At 42.9% G+C, this 21,551-nt stretch carries 17 protein-coding genes; 15 read left to right on the top strand and 2 right to left on the bottom strand.

All coding sequences use genetic code 11. The annotated features are described in order from the left end of the window. Nucleotides 1-113: 113 nt before the first annotated feature. The 3 genes from MKY99_RS24890 (at nucleotide 114) to MKY99_RS24880 (ending at nucleotide 4,445) form a co-directional block, all read left to right on the top strand. Complete coding sequence (locus tag MKY99_RS24890; RefSeq protein ID WP_339266900.1) at nucleotides 114-1,508, top strand: hypothetical protein; 1,395 nt, start codon at nucleotides 114-116, stop codon at nucleotides 1,506-1,508. Nucleotides 1,509-1,963: 455 nt separating this feature from the next. Continuing rightward, nucleotides 1,964-3,676 carry an Imm51 family immunity protein gene (locus MKY99_RS24885; protein ID WP_339266898.1) on the top strand — a complete coding sequence of 571 codons (1,713 nt, stop codon included), beginning with the start codon at nucleotides 1,964-1,966 and terminating at the stop codon, nucleotides 3,674-3,676. Between the two features lie 304 nt (nucleotides 3,677-3,980). Then, a complete protein-coding gene (locus MKY99_RS24880; RefSeq protein WP_339266897.1) occupies nucleotides 3,981-4,445 on the top strand; it encodes a phage tail protein in 465 nt (154 codons plus the stop codon). Nucleotides 4,446-4,633: 188 nt separating this feature from the next. Here MKY99_RS24880 and MKY99_RS24875 read toward each other — a convergent pair whose 3' ends face one another. Next, on the bottom strand, nucleotides 4,634-6,064 hold the full coding sequence (locus MKY99_RS24875; RefSeq protein WP_339266895.1) for a PLP-dependent aminotransferase family protein: 1,431 nt from the start codon (nucleotides 6,062-6,064) through the stop codon (nucleotides 4,634-4,636). Between the two features lie 172 nt (nucleotides 6,065-6,236). Here MKY99_RS24875 and MKY99_RS24870 point away from each other — a divergent pair, with 172 nt between their 5' ends. The 8 genes from MKY99_RS24870 (at nucleotide 6,237) to MKY99_RS24835 (ending at nucleotide 16,676) form a co-directional block, all read left to right on the top strand. Continuing rightward, nucleotides 6,237-6,785 (top strand): pyridoxamine 5'-phosphate oxidase family protein, encoded by a 549-nt coding sequence (locus MKY99_RS24870; RefSeq protein WP_042191395.1) that lies wholly within the window; start codon nucleotides 6,237-6,239, stop codon nucleotides 6,783-6,785. Between the two features lie 245 nt (nucleotides 6,786-7,030). Further along, the gene (locus MKY99_RS24865) at nucleotides 7,031-7,960 is read left to right on the top strand and encodes a phosphotransferase (RefSeq protein WP_339271783.1); all 930 of its coding nucleotides are present in this window, start codon (nucleotides 7,031-7,033) and stop codon (nucleotides 7,958-7,960) included. A 294-nt stretch (nucleotides 7,961-8,254) separates the two neighbouring features. Further along, nucleotides 8,255-9,919, top strand: coding sequence for an extracellular solute-binding protein (locus MKY99_RS24860; protein ID WP_042191393.1), 1,665 nt, complete (start codon nucleotides 8,255-8,257; stop codon nucleotides 9,917-9,919). 89 nt (nucleotides 9,920-10,008) lie between these two features. Continuing rightward, on the top strand, nucleotides 10,009-10,914 hold the full coding sequence (locus MKY99_RS24855) for an ABC transporter permease subunit (protein ID WP_042191391.1): 906 nt from the start codon (nucleotides 10,009-10,011) through the stop codon (nucleotides 10,912-10,914). Nucleotides 10,915-10,948: 34 nt separating this feature from the next. Next, nucleotides 10,949-11,833 (top strand): carbohydrate ABC transporter permease, encoded by an 885-nt coding sequence (locus MKY99_RS24850; protein WP_042191389.1) that lies wholly within the window; start codon nucleotides 10,949-10,951, stop codon nucleotides 11,831-11,833. A 46-nt stretch (nucleotides 11,834-11,879) separates the two neighbouring features. Then, complete coding sequence (locus tag MKY99_RS24845) at nucleotides 11,880-13,613, top strand: histidine kinase (RefSeq protein WP_339266893.1); 1,734 nt, start codon at nucleotides 11,880-11,882, stop codon at nucleotides 13,611-13,613. A 13-nt stretch (nucleotides 13,614-13,626) separates the two neighbouring features. Beyond that, a complete protein-coding gene (locus MKY99_RS24840) occupies nucleotides 13,627-15,309 on the top strand; it encodes a response regulator (RefSeq protein ID WP_339266891.1) in 1,683 nt (560 codons plus the stop codon). Between the two features lie 92 nt (nucleotides 15,310-15,401). Continuing rightward, nucleotides 15,402-16,676: a Gfo/Idh/MocA family oxidoreductase gene (locus MKY99_RS24835; protein WP_076286026.1), complete on the top strand. Its 1,275-nt coding sequence runs from the start codon at nucleotides 15,402-15,404 to the stop codon at nucleotides 16,674-16,676. 227 nt (nucleotides 16,677-16,903) lie between these two features. On the opposite strand, the gene MKY99_RS24830 is transcribed toward MKY99_RS24835, so the two are convergent. Next, nucleotides 16,904-17,089, bottom strand: coding sequence for a hypothetical protein (locus MKY99_RS24830; protein ID WP_042130754.1), 186 nt, complete (start codon nucleotides 17,087-17,089; stop codon nucleotides 16,904-16,906). Nucleotides 17,090-17,612: 523 nt separating this feature from the next. Here MKY99_RS24830 and MKY99_RS24825 point away from each other — a divergent pair. The 4 genes from MKY99_RS24825 to MKY99_RS24810 all read left to right on the top strand — a co-directional run bounded on the left by MKY99_RS24825 (nucleotide 17,613) and on the right by MKY99_RS24810 (nucleotide 21,551). Next, nucleotides 17,613-18,524, top strand: coding sequence for a dihydrodipicolinate synthase family protein (locus MKY99_RS24825; RefSeq protein WP_339266888.1), 912 nt, complete (start codon nucleotides 17,613-17,615; stop codon nucleotides 18,522-18,524). A 4-nt stretch (nucleotides 18,525-18,528) separates the two neighbouring features. Then, nucleotides 18,529-19,170: an SGNH/GDSL hydrolase family protein gene (locus tag MKY99_RS24820; protein WP_339266887.1), complete on the top strand. Its 642-nt coding sequence runs from the start codon at nucleotides 18,529-18,531 to the stop codon at nucleotides 19,168-19,170. A 13-nt stretch (nucleotides 19,171-19,183) separates the two neighbouring features. Then, nucleotides 19,184-20,590 carry a sugar ABC transporter substrate-binding protein gene (locus MKY99_RS24815; protein ID WP_339266886.1) on the top strand — a complete coding sequence of 469 codons (1,407 nt, stop codon included), beginning with the start codon at nucleotides 19,184-19,186 and terminating at the stop codon, nucleotides 20,588-20,590. Nucleotides 20,591-20,675: 85 nt separating this feature from the next. Next, on the top strand, nucleotides 20,676-21,551 hold the full coding sequence (locus MKY99_RS24810; RefSeq protein WP_042191374.1) for a sugar ABC transporter permease: 876 nt from the start codon (nucleotides 20,676-20,678) through the stop codon (nucleotides 21,549-21,551).

The following is a 21,551-nucleotide window of genomic DNA, read 5'->3' as shown; positions in this document are numbered from 1 at the left end:
CATAGAAGGATGGCCTTTTTTTGTTGTGGGGGATGGTTTGTAAAGTTGAGATTGACCCTTATTTTTACATATGAGAGAATAATGGAAATTTAAAAATGAAAGGAAAATAATGTATGAGCAATCTTTTCCGATTCATTCCTATTAGTCAACTAGCAGATAAATTTCCGGAAGGATCTTGGTGGGCGAAGTTTTACCAGGATTTCAGTGACGAGCAGCTAGCCGCTTATTATGAAGGGGATTTGACGCTGCCTTCTCTTAATCTGGATTGGGAGCAGGCTTTCCCGCAACAAAAAGAGGTAATCATCATTTTTATCGATGGGAATTTTACTGTAGAGAATCTCTATAATAAAGAAACAGATGGTGCCATAGGGCTTATGGTAACCGGTAATTTGAATGCGAAAAATATAGCTGTAGGCGGTCAGGAAATCTATGTTTCGGGCAATCTGATGGTTGAGGAAATATTGTGCGGCACCTACAATCATGGGGAAACAATTGTTATAGGTGATCTTAGCGCTGCGGTTTTAGTTCAGGATGACGAGTACAGCATCAAAGTAGACGGGCAGAAATCTATTGCATGCTTAGTAAATGTATGGGAGGGAGACGGCGTATTTCAGGAGCTTCCGGTGGACATTCATGAGGTGTTGATTGATGAAGTTTTTCTGGATATGGATGAGGAGGACATGGAATTTTCCTTTTGCACGCTGGTGAATGTTATTGTAGAAGGGCGTTCCGCATTGAAAAAAGTAAATGAACCCCTCAAGAGAAAGAAACCTGTTCATTTATATTTTACCCATAACACGATCAATGAGGAAAATATATTGAAATTGACTCAGTGTATTCTAATGACGGATGACAAACCATCTTTTGATTTTCAGGAGCAAGGCGTATTTTTCAAAGTTCAACTGGAGCATATTGATGCAGACGGGGATGAGCGGGATCTCAGCGTTTATATGAATGATAACCGGCATCACTATTATATTTGGCTGGAGCAAGATCATTCCATCGGTTTGTTGAGGAGAACCATAGATGAAGGGTCTGAGTGGGAGCACATTACAGAAGAGTCTCAGGAACAGCTAGCGGAGATTAGCGATTGCTGGACTATGCTGCTGACCTGTATTAATATGGCTGAGCTTTATTTACGAAACATTGAGGTCCAATATGTGCAAGACATTTTGCAACACGCTGTAATTCAGGAATTATATTCGGAAGAAGAGGAGGATGACGGGTTCTGGGACGGCTCAAAATATTACAGCTTCCGTAAAGCGCATACGGACGAGGACGGAGACTACCTGCATGCCCGGATTGAAATCAAGACTCCTGATGAAGCGTATTATTTTTATACAGTGGATCATGGAACTTATGTCTCTCGGCATTATCAGCCGCCCAATCAATATGGCAAACAGGACATGTCTTTTTTGGACCTTAGGCGCTGGGAGGCATCAGAGCAGTATTTTACAAGATTCAAGCAATTTATTGATCAGAAGATAGAGTTTGGTGTAAATAGTTAAGCTTGATGACGTTCTAAGAGGTGAATTTTGTCGTCAAGGAGGTCACGCATCACGCATGGCAACAAATCTTCCACCTTGGAGACCAGCATGGCTGAAACAACAAAACAGGCGAGAAGGAAGCACCAGCACTTCCTCCTCGCCTGTTTGTGTTCATGTATTTTGCCTAGGGTTTATCCATTTTACTCCGGTGTTCCTTGGGTTACCCCATGGATATACGTTAAGGTCGGGGAATCGACGGCCCCTAGCCCCGGATTATAGGTAAAGGAGTACTCGATGGTATCCCCGTGTTGCAGGTTATTTACAGGGTAGGTATAGTTACCATTCCCTGCCGGGGTCATGGCTACGTTTAGCTGACCTATTTCGATTTTTAATATCTACATCCCATCTGGTAGAATAGGGAAAACCATATTTCTCTATATTCTAGTAACTTGATTATAAGCTTGGGGAGGTAGACCATGGACAAAGAACTAATCGCACAGCTGACACAGTGGCATGAAGATGATGAACACCAGAAGATTGTAGACACTCTGATGGAGATTCCTCCAGCGGACAGAGATTACGAGATGGTCAGCAGTCTGGCAAGAGCGTATAACAATTTGGAACGTTATGAAGAAGCCCTTGAACACTTCGCGAAGATTGCGGAACAAGGGCAGAATGATTATCTGTGGCATTTTCGTGTGGGATATTCCTACTATTATTTGAATCGATATGAGGAAGCGGTGAGAGTGCTGGGTATTGCCCATGACCTCGATCCGGATGATGAGAATACGGCCATGTTTCTGAAATTCAGCCAGCGCAAGCTACGCAAAGAACAACACGCCGCAGCCAGACAGGCAATCAGAGAGCAACATAATGATTCAGGGACGACTGCAACTCCTTTTGAAGGGATGGACCTCTCCGAATTTTGGAAAGATAGCGATTATGCGCTAAAAGAATATGTTTCGGCCCCGCCTACGGATGAGCTGATTGCTTCTGTAGAAGAAGAACTAGGTTACAAGCTTCCTGCCTCTTATATCAGTCTGATGAAGCAGCACAATGGGGGAGTGCCTTATAATACCTGTTTTCCTACGGAGGATGCGACCTCATGGGCTGAGGATCATATTGCGATTACGGGCATTATGGGCATCGGACGTGAGGAAAGCTATTCACTCTGCGGCGATCTCGGCAGCCCGTTCATGATTGAGGAGTGGGGGTATCCTGACATCGGCGTAGTAATTTGTGACTGCCCTTCGGCAGGCCATGATGTCGTGATGCTGGATTACCGGAACTGTGGGAGGGACGGCGAACCTGAGGTAATTCATGTGGATCAGGAAGATAATTATGAGATTACGTTCCTGGCCCAAGACTTCGAGACGTTTATACGCGGTCTGGTGAGTGATGAGGACTACGACACCTCTGAAGAAGATAAAGAGGAGGATTTGCGCAAAGTGGCCGTAGGCCAATTCTCGCCTTTGCTTGCGAAGCTGTGCAGCCATGTGTCTGAGGTAGATCAGCTTGAGCAGAAGATCCGTAGAGTCTGTACCCGAATCGTAGAAGAGAAGGGACACTTTTCCTTTCATGCGGATGAGCTTTCTACTCTGATGTACGATGTGCAGTTCTGGCTGTACACAAGCTCTTATCCAAATACGAGCCGTCAACAATATCTGGATGTATATGAGGAAATGATCGCTTTTGGCGGCGAGTTCGGTCAAGGCGGGTATGCTCCGGGCTGGATCAGCGACTGGCTGGATGGGCGAATACGGGAAGGGCTGATTGTTCAGAAAAACGGGGTGCTTTGCTTCACGGATCAAGCCCGCTCTGAGGTCATTGCACGGCTGGAAGCAGAATCCGCAGAAGAGGACGTTGCCCCTTTTATACTCGTGGATCAGCAAGGTGGAGGCATGTCTGTCATTCTAAATGTGGGTAGCTACCGATCGGAAGTGTTCGAGGCCCGGGCAGACGAAGGATTTGAAGGAAACGGGTACGATTGGGCTTCTTTGGCGGCTGTGTTTGTGAACGAATATATGCCTGAATGGGTAGATACGATTCATTTTGACCCGGAAGCGGATATGTTCTGTGCTTATTCGGAGAATAGCGAAGCTATTAAGCAGTTCGCGGTGCGGTTGAAGCAGGCCTGTGAAAATGAGACGTTGATCCGGGATCTATTCTCCCGCGCGGAGCTCGATTGATCACAACAGTATTCAGGGGCTCGTCACACAGAAGGTTGAGAGAAAGCGTCAGGTAGGAATCCGTTTCAAGATTTGTTTTCGATGGCACCAATATATGGATGATACGGTTTTTAGCTGACCGTCAGCATCTGCTGCAAGGATGAAGGCTATAAGTCTTGGCCGATTTGCAGCAGATGCTCTTTTTTAGAAAGTTACGGGCATAGATTTGAACATGTGAAGTGGATTATTTTTGATATAATATAGTTAAAATTTTAGTTATTGTATTCTATTGATAGGGAATAATGAGAGAAAAGGAGAGATGGAAATGACGTATATCGTTGATTTTAAAAATGTGTCTACGGTCGGAGTAGAGTCTTCACCTGTAGCAGAAGCGCTTGCTGGTTTACGTGCGAATGAAGCTCGTTATTTTATGAACAAGTACAAGCATGAATTTACAGTTGTCCCAGCTAGCGAAAGCCAGGAAAACCTTGATTATGTGAGCCGAATTTTAAAAGAAGAACGTAATATTGAGTTTGCGGCAAAACCTTTAGAAACATCGTGTTTTCAAGTGGAAAATATTAAATTCACTTATGTCTTTTATGAAGATGGACTTGAGGTTAATGTCATGTATACGGTTGATGATCCTAAGAAGCGAGCCGTTGGTTTTAAGCTTTCTGAGGGGATGGAGATACCAAAGGAGTTAGAAGAGAAGTTTAAATTTGCTAGGCAAAAGTCTAAACTAGCCGGTACAATCCGTGGCTCGTATTTTGTAATCAAAGGAGAGTACTAAAGGAGTAAGAATAATACAAGCCTCTATTCCGAGTGGCGGGATAGAGGCTTTATTTATTTGCTATCTGTATAAGCCAAGTATCTTAAAATTAGGGCGTAATCAAGGGATTCACGGTAACTGTAACCATCGGACCAAGTAATTTAAAGTCCATACTTTCTTTTAATTTATCTAATCCTGCGGAAATGATTTTACAGAATTATCTCCGCAAGGCGATGTATCCCCTGCTCAATTGATGCTTCATCTACTTTTGCAAACCCCAATACCCATCCCTTTCTTTTGCTATCCAGACAATAGGGTCCAAGAGGGTAAACACGTATTCCATGTTGTAGGGCTAAATTTGTCACCGTTTCTTCGTCGTATGATTCCTCAGCCTCAAGTAACATATGCAATCCTGTTTCTACTCCACTGAGTGTAAAACGCTCCCCTAAACCACTAGCCATAATAGCTTTTGTCATGACTTCGTGTCTTCTTCGATATACATTTCTGACTCTTCTCATATGCCGCATAAAATGACCATTTTTAATGAAATGGGTTAGGGTTAGCTGATCCATAATCGGAAGATGACGGTAAGTCAGTTCCTGTACCTTCGCTAGTTGAGCAATTGCCTCGACTGAACCTATAATAGCCGAAATACGAATGCCAGGAGCAATCATTTTAGAGAAACTCATGAGATACAAAGTATTATTGGATGCCTGACTAAACAACGTTGGCAGTGGCTCCCCACGATACCGGAATTCACTATCATAATCGTCTTCAATGATCCAAAACCGTTCTTGAATCGCTTTATGTAGCAATTGTTGCCGACGGGGCTCCGACATAACGACCCCTACTGCGCACTGGTGAGAAGGGGTGGCAAAGATCAGTTTGGATTGAGGGTGAATATGCTCCACCACTAGACCATACTCATCAACGGGAATAGGTACCACATTCATTCGTCGATATTTCATCGCCATCCAAGCAGCTGGGAAACCTGGATCTTCTACTGAAACTGTGTCCCCATCAGCTAAAAGCGACTGTGCGATTAAATCGATACTATGCTGAGCTCCTGAGGTCAACAGAATCTGATTAGTTTGGATATGTATGCCCCGTTCAAGGGATAAATAACGCTGTATTTGCTCACGTAATGGTGTGTAACCGTAGCAATTACCGTAAGCCCAGCTTGATAAATCCATTTCAGCAGATGCGTGGAGCAGCGATTGCCGCCAGCTTTTTTGAAATTGTTCATCCAAATAGGGTTCATGAGGACTGAAATCAATATCCACTTCTAGCTGTTCTTTACCTCTGAACCAGTCATGTAAATGATCAACAGCTGAGTCTAACAAGGAGAGTGAAGGAGGTGTGGGACCCTCTGTTTCTATTTCCTTCGTTGACACATTGAATTGCTTCCATCTACTAACTCGCGTTCCTCCTCGGCGAGAGGTAACTGTATAACCTCGACTTAACAATTCCTCATAGACGATTTGTATAGTTGAGCGTGAGACACCTACGATGTGAGCAAGTTCGCGGGTAGGGATTAGTAATTCTCCTGGCGCCCAGACTCCGCTAGTAATATTATGAATTGCTTGATCAAGCAATTGCTGCCAGATCGGTCTCTTATCATTACGAATTACTTTCATCATCGTACACACCTCCAAATAGAAGCCCAATCATAATAATATTAATTATGGATTGCATTAAACGGTCATTTTTGGATATTTTAATGCAATCCATACATTGATATACTACCGTAACAACGCTGGTATTCGCAATTTGGTCGTTGCCGCACGCTAGAGTTAAAGGAGAGATATCGATATGAATTCGGTTCGTTACAAGAGCAGGGAATGCCTGGATCAAGAGAAGATTGAAAGGTTCCTTCAGCAAGCGAGATTGGGTTATCTTGGGTTGGCTGATGGCAATCTCCCCTATGTTGTGCCACTTAATTATGTATGGACAGAAGGGAAACTCTATTTTCACGGGGCTGGAGACGGAAGGCGTAATCAGGTGATGAGTGATAATTCAGAGGTGTGTTTTACGGTATGTGAGGAATACGGAACCATTACGGATCCGGTACCTGCGAAAACGGATACAGCTTATATGAGCGTAATGATATTCGGACAAGCAGAACCGATCACGGATTTGGATGAAGCCACTCATGTACTTCAGGAAATGATGAATAAGTATGTACCAGGTTACTATAATCGCCCCCTGTCCAAGCAGCATGTGGAGAAGTATAGATCAGCTGTATTCGGCGGTCCGGTTCAAGTTTATCGGGTAATTCCAAGCCATATGACGGCAAAAGAGAGTCCTATTGAAGCGGAAAAAATGTATAAAAAGGACATGGATACTGAGCGTCAAGTTTAACCACAAGATATGCCGGTTTCGCTAGAAATTTCATCAAAAAAAAAGCCTTTTGGAATAAAATCCAAAGGCTTTTTGTATGCTTATTTTTTTCAAGACCTTATTCAACATCATAATTGATCAGAAAGAAAAAGTCTATACTTTGGGCTGGATTTTATTTACTATTGTGAAGCCGGCAAAACTTAATCAATGGAGTGTTGTTAATGGACGTTACCTATCATCTCGATCAGGCCGACTTACAGGATTATATTGGACGAATTTTTGGCACCAGTTATTTAGTTACTCGTGTTTCACGAATGCATGGTGGCGCACAAAAGGTGGTCTACAAGATTGAGTGCAGTAATGGATTTTCCTGCGTTTTGTATGTGTGGGATCTTTCCATGAATTATTTTGAAGAAGAAAAAGCGAATGAAGATATAAATGAACAGTCCTATGGAAGTGATTTGTTTGAATTAAACAATAAGTATTTAACACAACGTGGAATTCAGACCCCAGCACTTTATGATCTGAATAAGGAAAGAGACCGTTACCCATTTGATTATGCGCTTGTTGAGTATATAGATGGACGTAAGGCGGAAACCTTTTTCCAACATTCCGAATTGGCTGTTCAAGATAAAGTGTTTCAGCAGTTGGGGAATATGCTTACTACTATGCATACCACCGAAAGGCAGATTTTTGGGAAAGCCAATGCTAACGAGATCAGTACAGAACAATGTCATTCATTACAAATGAAAAATGCGAAAGTACAGCTAGCTTACGCCTCTCAGCATATGGAGAAGATCAGGTCTAATCAAAGTAAATTGCTCGATAAGTTGTATGAGCTTGAATCAAGAATTAAGCCTAGAAAGCAGTATGGATTTATTCATGGGGAACTGGGTCCTGACCATGTATTGGTTAATGATAAGCTGGAGCCCTTTCTGATCGATATCGAAGGAGCAGCGTTCTTTGATATTGAGCATGAGCATAGTTTTTTGGAGATGCGATTTGGAGATTTCTATCGGTATCTTAAGAACGATAAGCTTGATCCGGATAGGCTGTTATTTTATCAATTGCATCACCATATATCATTAACTTCAGCGGGTTTAAAGCTACAGCATAGAGGATTTCCCGATCAACAATTCGCAAAAGGTCTAGCTGAATATCAATCAGAACGTGCGCTTAGGTTTATCGAAAAATGAAGAAATCGAAATGAAGCAAGAAGCGGCGCGTCATCTCTTGTCAAATATCGTGGGGAGCAGAATATTCGAGTTAATACACGGTAACGTTTCAACGAAGGGGGAGTCAACCTAACCTAGGGAGACTCCCTCTCTCTTGTGCGTTCTAGGGACAAGCCTGACGGTAGTCAAGAGGTGTATACGAAAGTAAAGACTAGTATATAGATGGGGGTCCTTTCCTTTCCTATACTAGAACTAGGAAGAGAAGCAGCATGAAGTAGATGCACGACCTATTTTGAGACAATGTGGAGGGGTAATATGAAGAAAAAAAGTAGAATACTTCTGATCGTCGCATTGATCCTAAGTTTAACTATCACGGCATGCGGCAAAACCACAAATGAAGGGGAGAAGCAGCCTGAGAAGCAGCCTGAGACACCTGTGGAACAAAAAAATGAAGTGATTGAAGTTTCAACAGTTTCGGCAAGCGATCAGTATCTCAAATTCGATGAGGGCGAAAGCTTTGAGAAAAACTCGGTCTATGATGCGTATGAGAAAGATATCGGTGTGAAGCTCACGAATAAATGGGTGTCCGCCGATGACGTTCAATTCAAGGAAAAAGTGAAGATGTCCATCGCCTCCAATGATCTTCCGGACTTCATGAAGGTTAATGCTACACAGCTGAAAGAGCTGACCGAAGCGGATATGATTATGGATATCACGGACGTATATGACAAGAATGCGACGGATGAGACGAAGAAATTCTTGTCGATGGATGGCGGAATGCAACTGAAGACCGCCACTTTCGACGGTAAACTCATGGGGATTCCAAGTTCTTATAATCCGTACCAGTATCAGTTCCTCTATGTACGTACGGACTGGCTGAAGAAATTGAACCTGCCGGAACCGAAGACGATGGCGGATCTCTTGACGATCGCAGAAGCGTTCAAAACAAAAGATCCAGGCGGCACTGGGAAACCGTATGGAATTGTAATTAGCAAAGATCCATTTAACAACCAGTCCACAGCTGTAACAGGACTAATAGCATTCTTGAATAGTTACCATGCTTATGAAAATCTTTGGATGGAAGACGGAAATGGCAATTTGGTCAACAGTGACATTCAGCCTCAAGTGAAAGACGCACTTAAGGCGCTGCAGGAAATGTTCAAGAAAGGATTAATTGATCCTGAGTTCGTCGTTAAAGATGTGGAGAAAGCAGCAGAGCTCCTCTATAACAACAACGCAGGTATCGTATACGGCCAGTCTTGGGTACCGGCTCAGCTCGCTAAAGGCGCAGTAAAGGATGGTAAAGTCGTACAAGAGTGGGGCGTATTCCCGATTCCATCGGTGGATAGCGAACCTGCACTATCGCAGATAGGTTTGGGTGTTGACGAATATTATGTTATCTCCAAGCAAGCGAAGCATCCGGAAGGTGTTATTAAATTGCTGAACCATTGGATTGTCGTGGATAATCATCCGACGCCAGAACAGAAAGTGTATGAGTATGGTAAAGACCTGAAGGAGAAAGGCAACAACTACTGGCTTCTAAGCCCGCTTCGTGTTGGTAAACAAAAGGATAATAACGGTGAAATATTGCCAAAAGCGATCGAGAACAAAGACGAGAGCATTTTGGAGACGAAAGATCAAAAAACTCGTTACGAGCGTGCCATGAAGTATGTTGACGGTACCGATATCAACATGTGGTGGGAATATCTGATCTCAGGTCCAAAAGGTGCATATTCACTTGTTCCTGAAATTCAGAACAATAAACAGTACCTACAAAACAAATTCTACGGCGCACCGACTCCAACCATGGCAGATCGACAAGAAATCCTGAAGAAGAAGCGGGATGAAGTATACTTCAAGATTATGATGAATCAAGTATCCGTGGATGAATTCGATAAATTCGTAGAAGAGTGGAAAAAGCTTGGCGGCGACGAAATGACCAAAGAAGTCAATGAATGGTACGCGACTCACAAACAATGATAGCAGGAGAATCGAGGGGTTGAACACAAACGACCTCTCTTTTCTTTAACCTAGTTCTTCATTTTTAGTCCTATAGCGAGGTGGATGGCATGAATGTATTAACGCGTATGTGGAAGAGGGAGTGGCCGCTTCACTTGATGTTGGTTCCTGGGATCGTATTGGTCCTCATCTTCAGTTATATCCCGATGGCCGGCATTATGATGGCCTTTCAGAAATACGTACCGAATAAAGGGTTGTTCGGCTCACCATTTATTGGTCTTAAAAACCTTCAATTACTGATGGATTACCCCGATATCGGCCGGATATTCTTCAATACAGTATACATTGCGGTGATGAAAATTGTAGCAGGTATGATCGTTCCGGTCACCATAGCGATACTTCTGAATGAGCTGCGGAAAGAATGGGTCAAACGGACCTTCCAGACGCTCGTGTACTTGCCGCATTTTCTATCATGGGTCTTGTTAAGCGGTATTCTAATCGATGTATTGTCTCCATCTTCCGGTATTCTCAATCAAGTGCTTGGCTTGTTTGGTATAGACCCTGTTTTTTTCCTGGGAGACAACAAATGGTTCCCTTATGTCATGGTCATATCGGATGTATGGAAAGAGTTCGGATTTGGTACGATTGTCTATCTGGCTGCGCTTACCAGTATTAATCCGTCACTGTACGAGGCAGCGGAGATCGACGGCGCAGGACGCTTTAAGCAGACGTTACATGTGACGCTGCCGGGGATGCTTCCTATTATCGTTCTCATGTTTACGCTTAGTATCGGGAATGTACTGAATGCCGGATTTGATCAAATCTTCAACCTATACAGTCCTCCGGTCTATGAAAGCGCAGATATTATCGATACCTTCGTATATCGTATGGGGATTGAGCAAGCACAGTTCGGTTTCGCTACGGCCGTAGGACTGCTGAAATCCGTCATCTCTTTCATATTCGTATCTATGTCCTATATCTTAGCCTATCGTGTAGCGAATTACCGCATTTTCTAATGCTATTGGCGGTAATTCAGAAGGGAGACACATCGTGCGTACTAACAGATCATTCGGAAGAAAATTGTTTTTGATATGTAATTTTATTTTTCTGGCATCCGTATCTTTGTTATGCCTCATGCCTATTATTCATATTTTGGCGCTCTCGTTCAGCTCCGGGCAGGCAGCATCCGCCGGAAAAGTCATCCTGTGGCCTGTTGAATTCACAACGGCTGCTTATGCTAACGTATTTGGAAAACCTGAATATTTACGCGCATTCTGGGTATCGATTCAGCGGGTCCTTATGGGAACGACAATCAGCATGTTCCTGACGATTATCACGGCCTATCCATTATCCAAAGATTCTCGCCAATTTCGGCTGCGGACCTTCTATTCATGGTTTTTCGTATTCACGATTTTATTCAGTGGCGGGCTTATTCCAAACTATTTAACCGTGAAGAACCTTGGGATGCTCGATACAATCTGGGCTTTGGTGCTGCCGGGAGCGGTCACGGTGTTCAACGTTATTCTGCTGCTGAATTTCTACCGCAGTCTGCCCAAAGAACTTGAGGAATCTTCGCTGCTCGATGGGGCGGGTCAATTTACTACCTTATGGAAAATATATGTGCCGCTATCGTTGCCGGCATTGGCAACGACAGGTCTTTTCACTATGGTGGGGCATTGGAATAGCTGGTTTGATGGTATGATTTACATGAATCATCCCGAGAATTATCCGCTGCAGACCTTCCTGCAGACGATCATTATCAAAATGGATTTCCGCTTTATTAAACCTGAGAGGGCAGAATTAATGATCAAATTGTCCGATCGTACGAGCAGGGCAGCTCAAATATTCGTAGCAGCATTTCCGATTCTTATCGTGTATCCGTTCTTGCAGCGGTTCTTCATTAAAGGAATTGTGATGGGGAGTGTCAAAGAATAAAATAGGGCACTCAAAACTATGACATTGCATTGCAGGAGAACAAACGATGAAAATCCGATTCTTGATTAAAGATTCCTCTATATTCCAGAAAATAATGGCTGCCTTTCTGGCAGCCTTGTTTCCGCTCATGGCGATTACCTGGTTGATTAATGAGAAGGGTTCGGACAATATTCGGAGTGAAATTTCCGAGTCTATTCTAAATACGACTCGCTTCTATCTGGATTCACTCGACAAGGAAGCAGACCGGATCAGCCGTTATTTGCCGAACTATGTGATGGACAAAGACTTGATGGAAATTGCAACTACAGGCAATTACATGAGTTATTACGATCGTGCGCAAAAAATATTAGATATCCAAAGACGGCTTGAATTGATGAAGAACTCAAGTCCATTTATTCAAGAAGCAAGGGCGTATATCCCTCTTATCGACCGAACGATTCTTAGCAATAAATTTGAAACTTCGATGAATAAGCAGGAATATGCTTCTATGCAGCAAAACAAGAGATTATACGAAGAACCTTTCATTTACTGGAACGATCGATTATTTATTTCCATGCAATACCCCATTAATACCGTTAAAAATCCGATTTATATCGTAGCGGTTGAATTATCGACTATCAAAATCAGAGAAACGTTATCTCAAATCGGCAGCTCGCGTGGTGGACAGAGCGTATTGCTTAATCTGGAACGTGGTTGGGAGATCGAGAGTAACATGGATCCGGAACTGCTGGAACAAATGAAATCCTTCGCTGCGGATAAGCGGGAATTGCAAAAAGACGAAGGATACGAAACGATTATGTATAATGGTAAGCGGTTTCTTACGGTATATAAATACTCCAGTCTCTGGAATTCCTATTCGATTATGTGCATTCCCGAAGAGACGATTTTGGGTTCTCTTGAGATCTATCGAACATTGTTCTGGTGGGCTTGCGCGCTAGCTGTGGGTATTGTCGTTTTCTTCTCCTACTTTCTATTACGATTTATCTATCGGCCATTAATGAAACTTGTGCATTCCTTTCGGCGCGTTCAGCAGAATAGGCTGGAACCGATCGTGATCGATCGTGGAGCCGATGAGTTCGGGTATTTGTACCAAGCTTTTAATAATACGATCCGATCCTTGAAAACACTAATCGAGGAAAATTACGAGCAGCAAATCAGGAACCAGCGTTCCGAACTGAAACGATTGCAATCGCAAATTAATCCTCATTTTTTATATAATTGTTTTTTTGTATTGTGCCGGTTAATTAAATCCGAGAATCAGAAGGAAAAGGCTTATCAATTCTGCCTGTACATCGGACAATATTTTCAGTTCATTACTCGCGATGACGAGGATGATATTCCGCTGGGGCTGGAGGTCAATCATTCTCGCACGTATGTAGACATGCAAACCATATGTTACGGAGACCGTATACAAGTCAAGTTCGAAGGTGATGTTCCCGATCTCTTCGTGCCGAGGCTGATTCTGCAGCCGATCATCGAAAATGCTTATAAGCATGCCTTGGGCAATATGATTCAGCAGGGTGAGCTATGGGTTCATTGTGAGCGGGTGGGCGATGTATTCTCCATCTATGTCGAAGATAATGGCCGAAGCATCTCCGATGCGGAGATCGAACAGCTTCAGAAGCGACTGCGTCAATCCACCACTAGGATGGAGGAAACAACCGGAATCATAAATGTACATCGCAGAATACAGCTGCGGTACGGTGAGGAATATGGCATTACAGTGTCACGTTCTGCTCTTGGTGGACTTCAAGTAAGAATCAATCTGAGCGCGAACTAGAGGAGGAATCAGCATGTACCGACTGCTAATCGTCGATGACCTTCCCATTATTGTCGATGGTCTTCTGGAGCTATTCAATGAGACCGATCATTTACAACTCGAGGTTATGAAGGCATATTCAGGTGAAGAAGCACTGGAGGTACTGTCTCATCATCGTATTGATATCGTGATTTCCGACATTAAGATGCCTGGACTGGAAGGGATTGAGCTGCTTCGGGAAATCAAATCCCAGTGGCCGGCCTGCAAAGTTATTTTCTTAACAGGATACAATGATTTTCATTATGCTAAGAGCGCAATTACGTACGGTGGGTTCGATTATATTCTGAAGGTCGAAAGTGATGAGAAAATTATTCAGTCCGTAGAACGGGCGATTGAGAAAATTGAAGAAGAAAATAACCAAGAACAGATGATCGCTAGAGCACAATCCAAAATGAGACTGGCATTGCCCTCCCTGCAAAAAGAGTATGTGTGGGAGCTCTTTCAAGGCAAGCATGTATCGGATAGCCAATTAAAGCAGGCGTTCAAAGAAATCGATATCCGGCTTGATGCGACATTGCCGGTTTACTTGCTCATAGGCAGGGTAGACGCATGGAAAGAAATGTTCACGACACCGGATAAAGCGTTATTGACTTACGCCGTACAGAACATTTGCGATGAGTATTTGTCCACGCAGGTCAGATGCTATTCCGTTGTATTCGAGTTATCCAAAATCGTCTGGATGATTCAACCGAAAATCCCGGATGGATCGTCTATCGAATATGGGGATCAGGATTGGATCAGAGCTCATCGGTATACGAGCGGAATTCTGGAGACTGTGCAGGGAAATTGCAAGAGATTGCTGAGTTTATCGGTTTCTTTCCTTCTTGGAAGTGAAGCAACGACATGGGATAACATATCTGATCGGTTTCACTCGATCAAATACGGCCTGGTACAAGGACATGGATTATTTAATGAGGTCATATTGACCGATAAAGACATTCAAAGAGAAGTGAACGGTGATCTGAGTGGGAACTACCACGATGCCTTCTATCACGCCCGTGTTCAATTGCTGATGTCTTGTCTCGAGAATAATCATCGGGAGCAATTCAACAAGCTGTATGCCGAACTAACGTCCATTTGGAATGATGAGGAGTCGCCGAATGAGCGGAAGATCGAACTGTATCATTCGCTTTCAGCTATTTTTCTGTTCTATATCCATAAGAATCGGGAAATTCGGGATTACATCAATACGCTGATGGATCTGGATAAGTTATATCGCTATGGAGATTCCGCATCATGGTCGGAGCTGATTCAATACTTCTCGCAAATGGCGGATTGCTTCTTCGAATGGAATGCGCTGCGGGGTACGCAATTGCCGACAGAGGTCGTGAATAAGGTGCATCGATATATTGAAGAACATATTTCCACTGATATTTCCTTAAATGCGCTGGCCGATTACGTGAGCTTGAATCCATCGTATTTATCCCGACTTTATAAGCAAATCACTGGAATGGGGTTATCTAAATATGTGAACGACTATCGTAACCTGATTGCCAAGGATATGCTGCTCAACACATCGATGAAAGTGAATGAAATTGCTGCTGCCCTGGGGTATAACTCAGCACTTGCGTTTATTCGCTTCTTCAAGAAGCAGAACGAAACGACGCCGCAAGATTTCCGTATGGCAAGGATCCATATACAGAATCAAGGTCAATAAATGTATATGAAATGTCAGTAACGATCTCTTTTGCCTCCGTTCCTACCGCCTTACAATGGAAGTACACTAGGTGCGCAAGAGGAGGAGTAGTCTTGAGAACATTAACAGCTGTATTACTTGGCGCTGGCAGTCGAGGAAGATATATTTATGGGCCCTACGCGGAGAAGTTCCCGAATGAATTAAAGATTGTTGCCGTAGCTGAGCCGGATGATGAACGTAGAAATCGATTTGCAGAGATTCATAGAATTGCCCCAGAACATGTCTACGATTCTTGGGAGAAAGTATTCGATCAGGGTCAAATTGCGGACGTGATGATAATTGCTACGCTCGATCGGATGCATTATATACCAGCGATGAAAGCGATGGAGCTAGGCTATCATGTCATGCTAGAGAAGCCGATGTCTCCTTCCATGGAAGAATGCATCGAATTGGAGCAAGCTTCGCTTCGGTATAAGCGATTGCTCGTCGTAACTCATGTCCTGCGATATTCCCCGTTCTGGTCTGGGATCAAAAAATGCATCGAAGACGGTGAACTCGGAACGATAGGTACGATTCAATTAACCGAAAATGTGGGCTACATGCATATGACACACAGTTATGTCCGCGGGAATTGGCGCAATTCGGAGGAGACGAGTCCCATGATACTGGCCAAATCATGCCATGATCTGGATCTCATCTCATGGCTTATGAATCAACCGTGTACAAGCGTGAGCTCGTACGGATCATTACTGCATTTCAGGGCGGAGAACGCTCCGGAAGGCTCCGCGGATCGCTGTATCAACGGCTGTGAGGTTGAGAAGGAATGCGCCTTCTCGGCGATGAAAATATATATTCAGCCCCCGGAACACCCTTGGGCACGCTATATGACGAATGATTTGTCGCAAGAGGGGATCTTGAAGGCGCTGAAGGAAGGACCGTGGGGTCGCTGCGTGTATCGCTGTGATAATAATGTCGTGGATCACCAGGTAGTCAACATGGAGTTCGAGAACGGAGCGAATGCATCGTTCATCATGTCAGGGCTGACACAGAGCGGCACGCGCCGGGTTCAAATTATGGGAACACAAGGCGAGATCATCGGGGATATGGACAAAGGATCTTTCACGCTGTACCGCTATGTATCGGGCGAGAAGGTTGAGATTGGCTGCAATGTGGAAGGCGATGGCCATGGAGGCGGCGATGACCGTATGGTAAGCTCATTCCTGCGGAATGTGCGTCAATTCGACAGCAATCCATCGCAAGGTTTGACCTCGGCGACGGCATCCCTGCAGAGTCATTTGATCGCATTCGCGTCGGAACATTCGAGATTGAACGCAGGTCAGGCGGTAAAGCTTTCGGACTTGCAGAAGAAAGGACAAATGTCTGTATAAGATCAAATGATACTAGGAAGCCTCTTTCGAAGTGATGGGATGCCGTCATGGAGAGGGAGGTTTTTTAGTATGTATTTGATTCAAGAAATCGAGTCAATATGGAAAAGGTTTTTCGTTACATAATCTCAAGGCATAATAAAAGACCGCTCTACTGGAATGATTTCCGGATCTGCGGCCTTAGGACAAGATTCTATTATAGGGTAAATCTGTATCTAAAGGTGGTGAGATTAATGGAATTTAACAGTCTTGATACGAGCTTCTTCTTCATAGGTGAGTGGTTTTGGGGATCTTGGAGTGTGCAAGTGGCGTTGCACAGAATATTCCATTTTTTGATAATCCTCATTACCTGAATTCATCGTTGGATTCCAATTTTCCGTTACCCAATTTTTAAGTTCTTTAAGACCTGCTAGCATTTCCTCCAGCCTCCTTTGGCGAAGAAACAATATATTTTGTATTGTTCTGGTTACGCTTTCATTATATCATAGAAATTAGTTTTTTAAAGCTGTGTCCACGTGAAAAACACAGTTTTTAAGTGAGCATTGTGTGTTAATTAGGGTTTGTGCTTCCTATGGAGAAAAGTGTCTCCTTGTAGGAGACACTTTTCTTAGATTTAAAAGGATAATCTATTGCCCTTGCGAAACGCAAAAGATTTCTAATAATTACCAATTCGGCAGATGACTTTAAGGTCGTAGATAGTGTTACTCTGATAATAACTAGAGCTGCATATATCGTTCGATATTCTATTTTTAATTGGGAAATAAGGTCTTATTTTATGGGCGTTCACTTAAATGAAACTATTTTTCTAGTATGATTGTTATTCTGGTGGAAATAAATTTTATTTTTAAAAAAATAGAGAAAATAATTTACAGAATTAAATTTAAGTGATATCTTGAATATGTAGAAAAGAAACCGTTCACATCTTAAGGGGGATTATCAATGACACTCAACAAGTTCCACGGAATTATACCTGCCTTCTATGCTTGCTATGACGATCAAGGAAATATTTCCGAATCCCGGACACATGCCTTATGTGATTACTTATTTGAAAAAGGAGTTCAAGGTGTTTATGTGGGAGGTAGTTCTGGAGAATGTATCTACCAGAGTCTGGACGAACGCAAAGCGGTACTTAGCTATGTAGCTAGTAACCTGAAAGGTAAAATGACACTGATTGCTCATGTAGGAGCCCCTTCTACTAGAGATAGTATCGAATTAGCAAAACATGCGGCGAGCTTAGGATATGATGCACTATCCGCAATCCCACCTATATATTTCAAATTACCTGATAGTGCAGTAACTAAATACTGGAGCGATATTATGGAGGCAACTCCTCTACCATTCATTATCTACAACATTCCTCAGACTACGGGATATACACTAACTCCAGCTTTATTCGAGAAACTGCTTACTAATAAAAAAGTTATCGGCGTTAAGAATTCTTCTATGCCACCTATGGATATTGAACGCTTCAAAAGAGTGGGTGGAAAAGATGTAGTGGTCTTTAATGGACCGGATGAACAGTATGTTGCGGGAAGAATCATGGGAGCCGATGCTGGCATTGGTGGTACTTATGCAGTTATGCCGGAGCTGTTCTTGCAAGCTAATACATTTGTACTTGCCGGCAAGTTTGAGGAAGCAGGACAACTTCAAAGTGAGATCAACGATATCATCATCGCGCTTTGTTCCCTCAAGGGTTCTATGTATGCGGAAATTAAAGAGATTCTGAGATTAAGAGGCGTAAACATTGGTAGTGTAAGAGCACCGCTTGAAGGGGTAGCCGCTGAAGATGCTGGTCCAATTGCAGATATTATGAAATTGATTGATCAAGCGATCGAAAAATATTGTGGTTAATGCAATGAAGAGAACCATCGTATGCTTTGGTGATTCCAATACTTGGGGCTACGACGCAAAGACGGACCAAAGGTTTAATGATGAAATACGTTGGACCGGACTTCTACAATCAGAACTGTACAACACTTACCGGGTCATAGAGGAAGGGCTTCCTGGTAGAACCAGTGTTAGTGACGATCCGCTATTTGAAGGGTTAGCCGGAATAGCTTATCTCTATCCATGCCTCATGTCACATGCACCACTTGATTTGGTAGTGATCATGCTTGGGACGAATGATACGAAAGAAAGATTTGCACTAACTTCTTATAACATCGCACAAGGTATTGTTAGACTCGCTCATAAAGCTAGAGGGAGCGGGGCAGGTCCAGCCGGAAAAGCTCCAGAAGTGCTTGTGATCGCTCCTCCTCCCATTGGGGCAGAGTATTTGAATACTCCTATTGGTAAGCCAATGGGAAGTAATTGTAGCGAGAAATCTATGGAGCTCTCTCAGCATCTTGCAGCTTTGCTTTCGGGGACAGATATCCACTTTATTGATTCCAGAGAATATGTATCGATGAATGAAATTGATTACATGCATCTTGATATACAAGGACATCGGAACATGGCTGATTTAGTGAAATATCATGTCAAACGGATACTAGAATAGGGGAGGATTTAAAATGAAGAAGAAACGTTTACTCTCGACAATGGTTGTATTAATGGTAATTATTTCACTGATTTCAGGATGCTCTGGTAACAACGCAGCAAGCTCTAATACATCCGATAATACTGCTAAATCTGGCAAGGAAAAAGTGGCGATTAAAGTATGGCTGACCCCTCAGTGGAAGGGTGTTGTGGATGCAACGGAACAAGGAGCTGACTATGATAGCTTCCTTAAGGCTGCAGCTGAAAAATTCAAGGCACAATATGATAAATATGATGCTGACATTCAGGTCGAAGTCATTGCCGGAGATCAGCGAGACCAACTCCTCAATGTTAACTTGAGCGGAGGAACGCCACCAAATGTCTTCTTTGAAAGCGTATTCCCGATGGGCGATTATGTTCACCGTGGAGCTTTGGAGCCTTTGACTGACATCATCGATGAGGACGCAAAAAGTGATATCGCACAAAATTACTGGGATGCAGTAACGTTCGGAAAAGATGTGTACTTCTACCCATTCCAACACAATCCAGGCACTTTGGTCTACAACGCAGACATGTTTAAAGCGGCTGGTTTAGAAAAGTTCGTTGGTGGAGAGTCCGAAATTAAGACTTGGAACTTGGATGAATATCAACAAATCTTGGATGGTCTGAAAAATAATCTTCCGAAGGACAAATATTCTAATGCCTATCCAATGGCACTGTACGCTGTAAATAACCAAGGAGATACGTGGAACCTTGCATACTTAAGAATGTTCGGCAACAAGTTCTTCGATGACCAAGGGAATATTGTTCTGAATGATGCGAATGGAGTTAAAGCTGCTACATGGTTGAAAAAATTATATGACGGTGGATATACAAATCCAGGTGCTGAATCTGTATCCTCCAATGATGCCAATGCCATGTTCCAGAATCAACAGCTAGCGATCAGTTTCACTAATCCAATCTTGTTCAATGGAACAAAAGCAAATATGGAATCCGGCACGTCTCCAAAGTTTGATATGCGTCTTGCTAATATTCCGTCCGAAAGCGGAGATCCTCTATCCTTTACTTATGTAGTGGGTGCTAGTGTATTCAAGTCTAAAGATGCGAAGAAGACTGAAGTAGCTAAAGATTTCGTGAAGTTCTTTTCAAGTGATCCTGAACTAGTTAAATCCTCTAAGAATGGTATTCCTGTGAGAAGCTCTGTGGCAGAAGAACTTAAGTCGGAGAATCCTCTCTTTGCTGCTTATGATGCCAACTCAAAATATTTGTTTAACTTCACGGGCAACGTTCCAGGATATAGCCAATTAAGAGAAGTTTTGTACCCTGATCTACAGGCGCTTTACATGGGAGCAAAGACACCAGAACAGTTTGTACAAGATTATCAGACCAATGGTAATAAAGTGATTGATACGAATAAAGCTAGCTCTGTTATTTTCCAATAATCTAAGAACAGGTAAACAATAAACGATTAACAGCCTTTAGAGTCTGAAGAGGCTCCAAGGGCTGTTAATTAGAAAGGTAAACGATATGAAACTACGTAGTAATTACCTAAAAGAGAATATTACAGGTTATCTGTTTATTTTACCTCAGATGATAGTATTCTTAGCCTTTCTTGTCTATCCGATCTTAGAAGGGATGCGCCTGAGTTTATACCAAATTAATTATGATAGTGAGAAGTTTGTGGGTCTGGCTAATTACACCACATTGTTTAATGATCCGGTATTCTTCAAGGCGATCTTCAATACGATTATATTCGTAGTCTTTATCGTCCTACTTACAGTGGGCTTTGCATTATTTGTAGCCTCGGCTGTATTTGATAAGAACGCTAAGTACGTTTCCTTTATAAGAGGGAGCTATTATATCCCGGTCATGGTATCCATGGTTGTAATGAGTATGGTGTGGAGTTTCCTGCTGAATCCTGCTAATGGACTTATTTCTTTTATATATAAAGATATGGGTCTTGGGACGATCAATCTTCTAGGAAATCCAAAGACAGTTTTGCCAGTGGTGATTTTTGTGACCTTCGCGACTAACGTGGGCCAAGCCATTATTCTGTATATTGCTTCGATGATTGGTGTATCTAAAGAGCTTTTTGAAGCAGCAGAAATCGACGGTGCAAGCAGATGGCAAGTAATTTCGAAGATCCTCATTCCTTCTGTAGGACCAACAACGACCTATATTACGATTATCAATATTATTGCTGTTCTAAAAATATTTGTAGTCATCCAGTTATTAACCGGCGGCGGACCGAACAACTCATCGGTAACCTTGATGTACTACCTCTATAATAATGCCTTTAAGTACAACCAACTCGGCGTAGCTTCTGCGGTAGGCGTTATCATGTTCGTGATTACATTGTTATTATCTGTGCCTCAGCTACGAAGCATGATTAAGGTGAAGTGA

Origin of the sequence: Paenibacillus sp. FSL R5-0470 (genome assembly GCF_037975205.1) — a bacterium.
Taxonomy (GTDB): domain Bacteria; phylum Bacillota; class Bacilli; order Paenibacillales; family Paenibacillaceae; genus Paenibacillus_AQ.
Note: the sequence above shows the minus strand (reverse complement) of the source record. Positions and strands in the feature narration are given on the sequence as shown.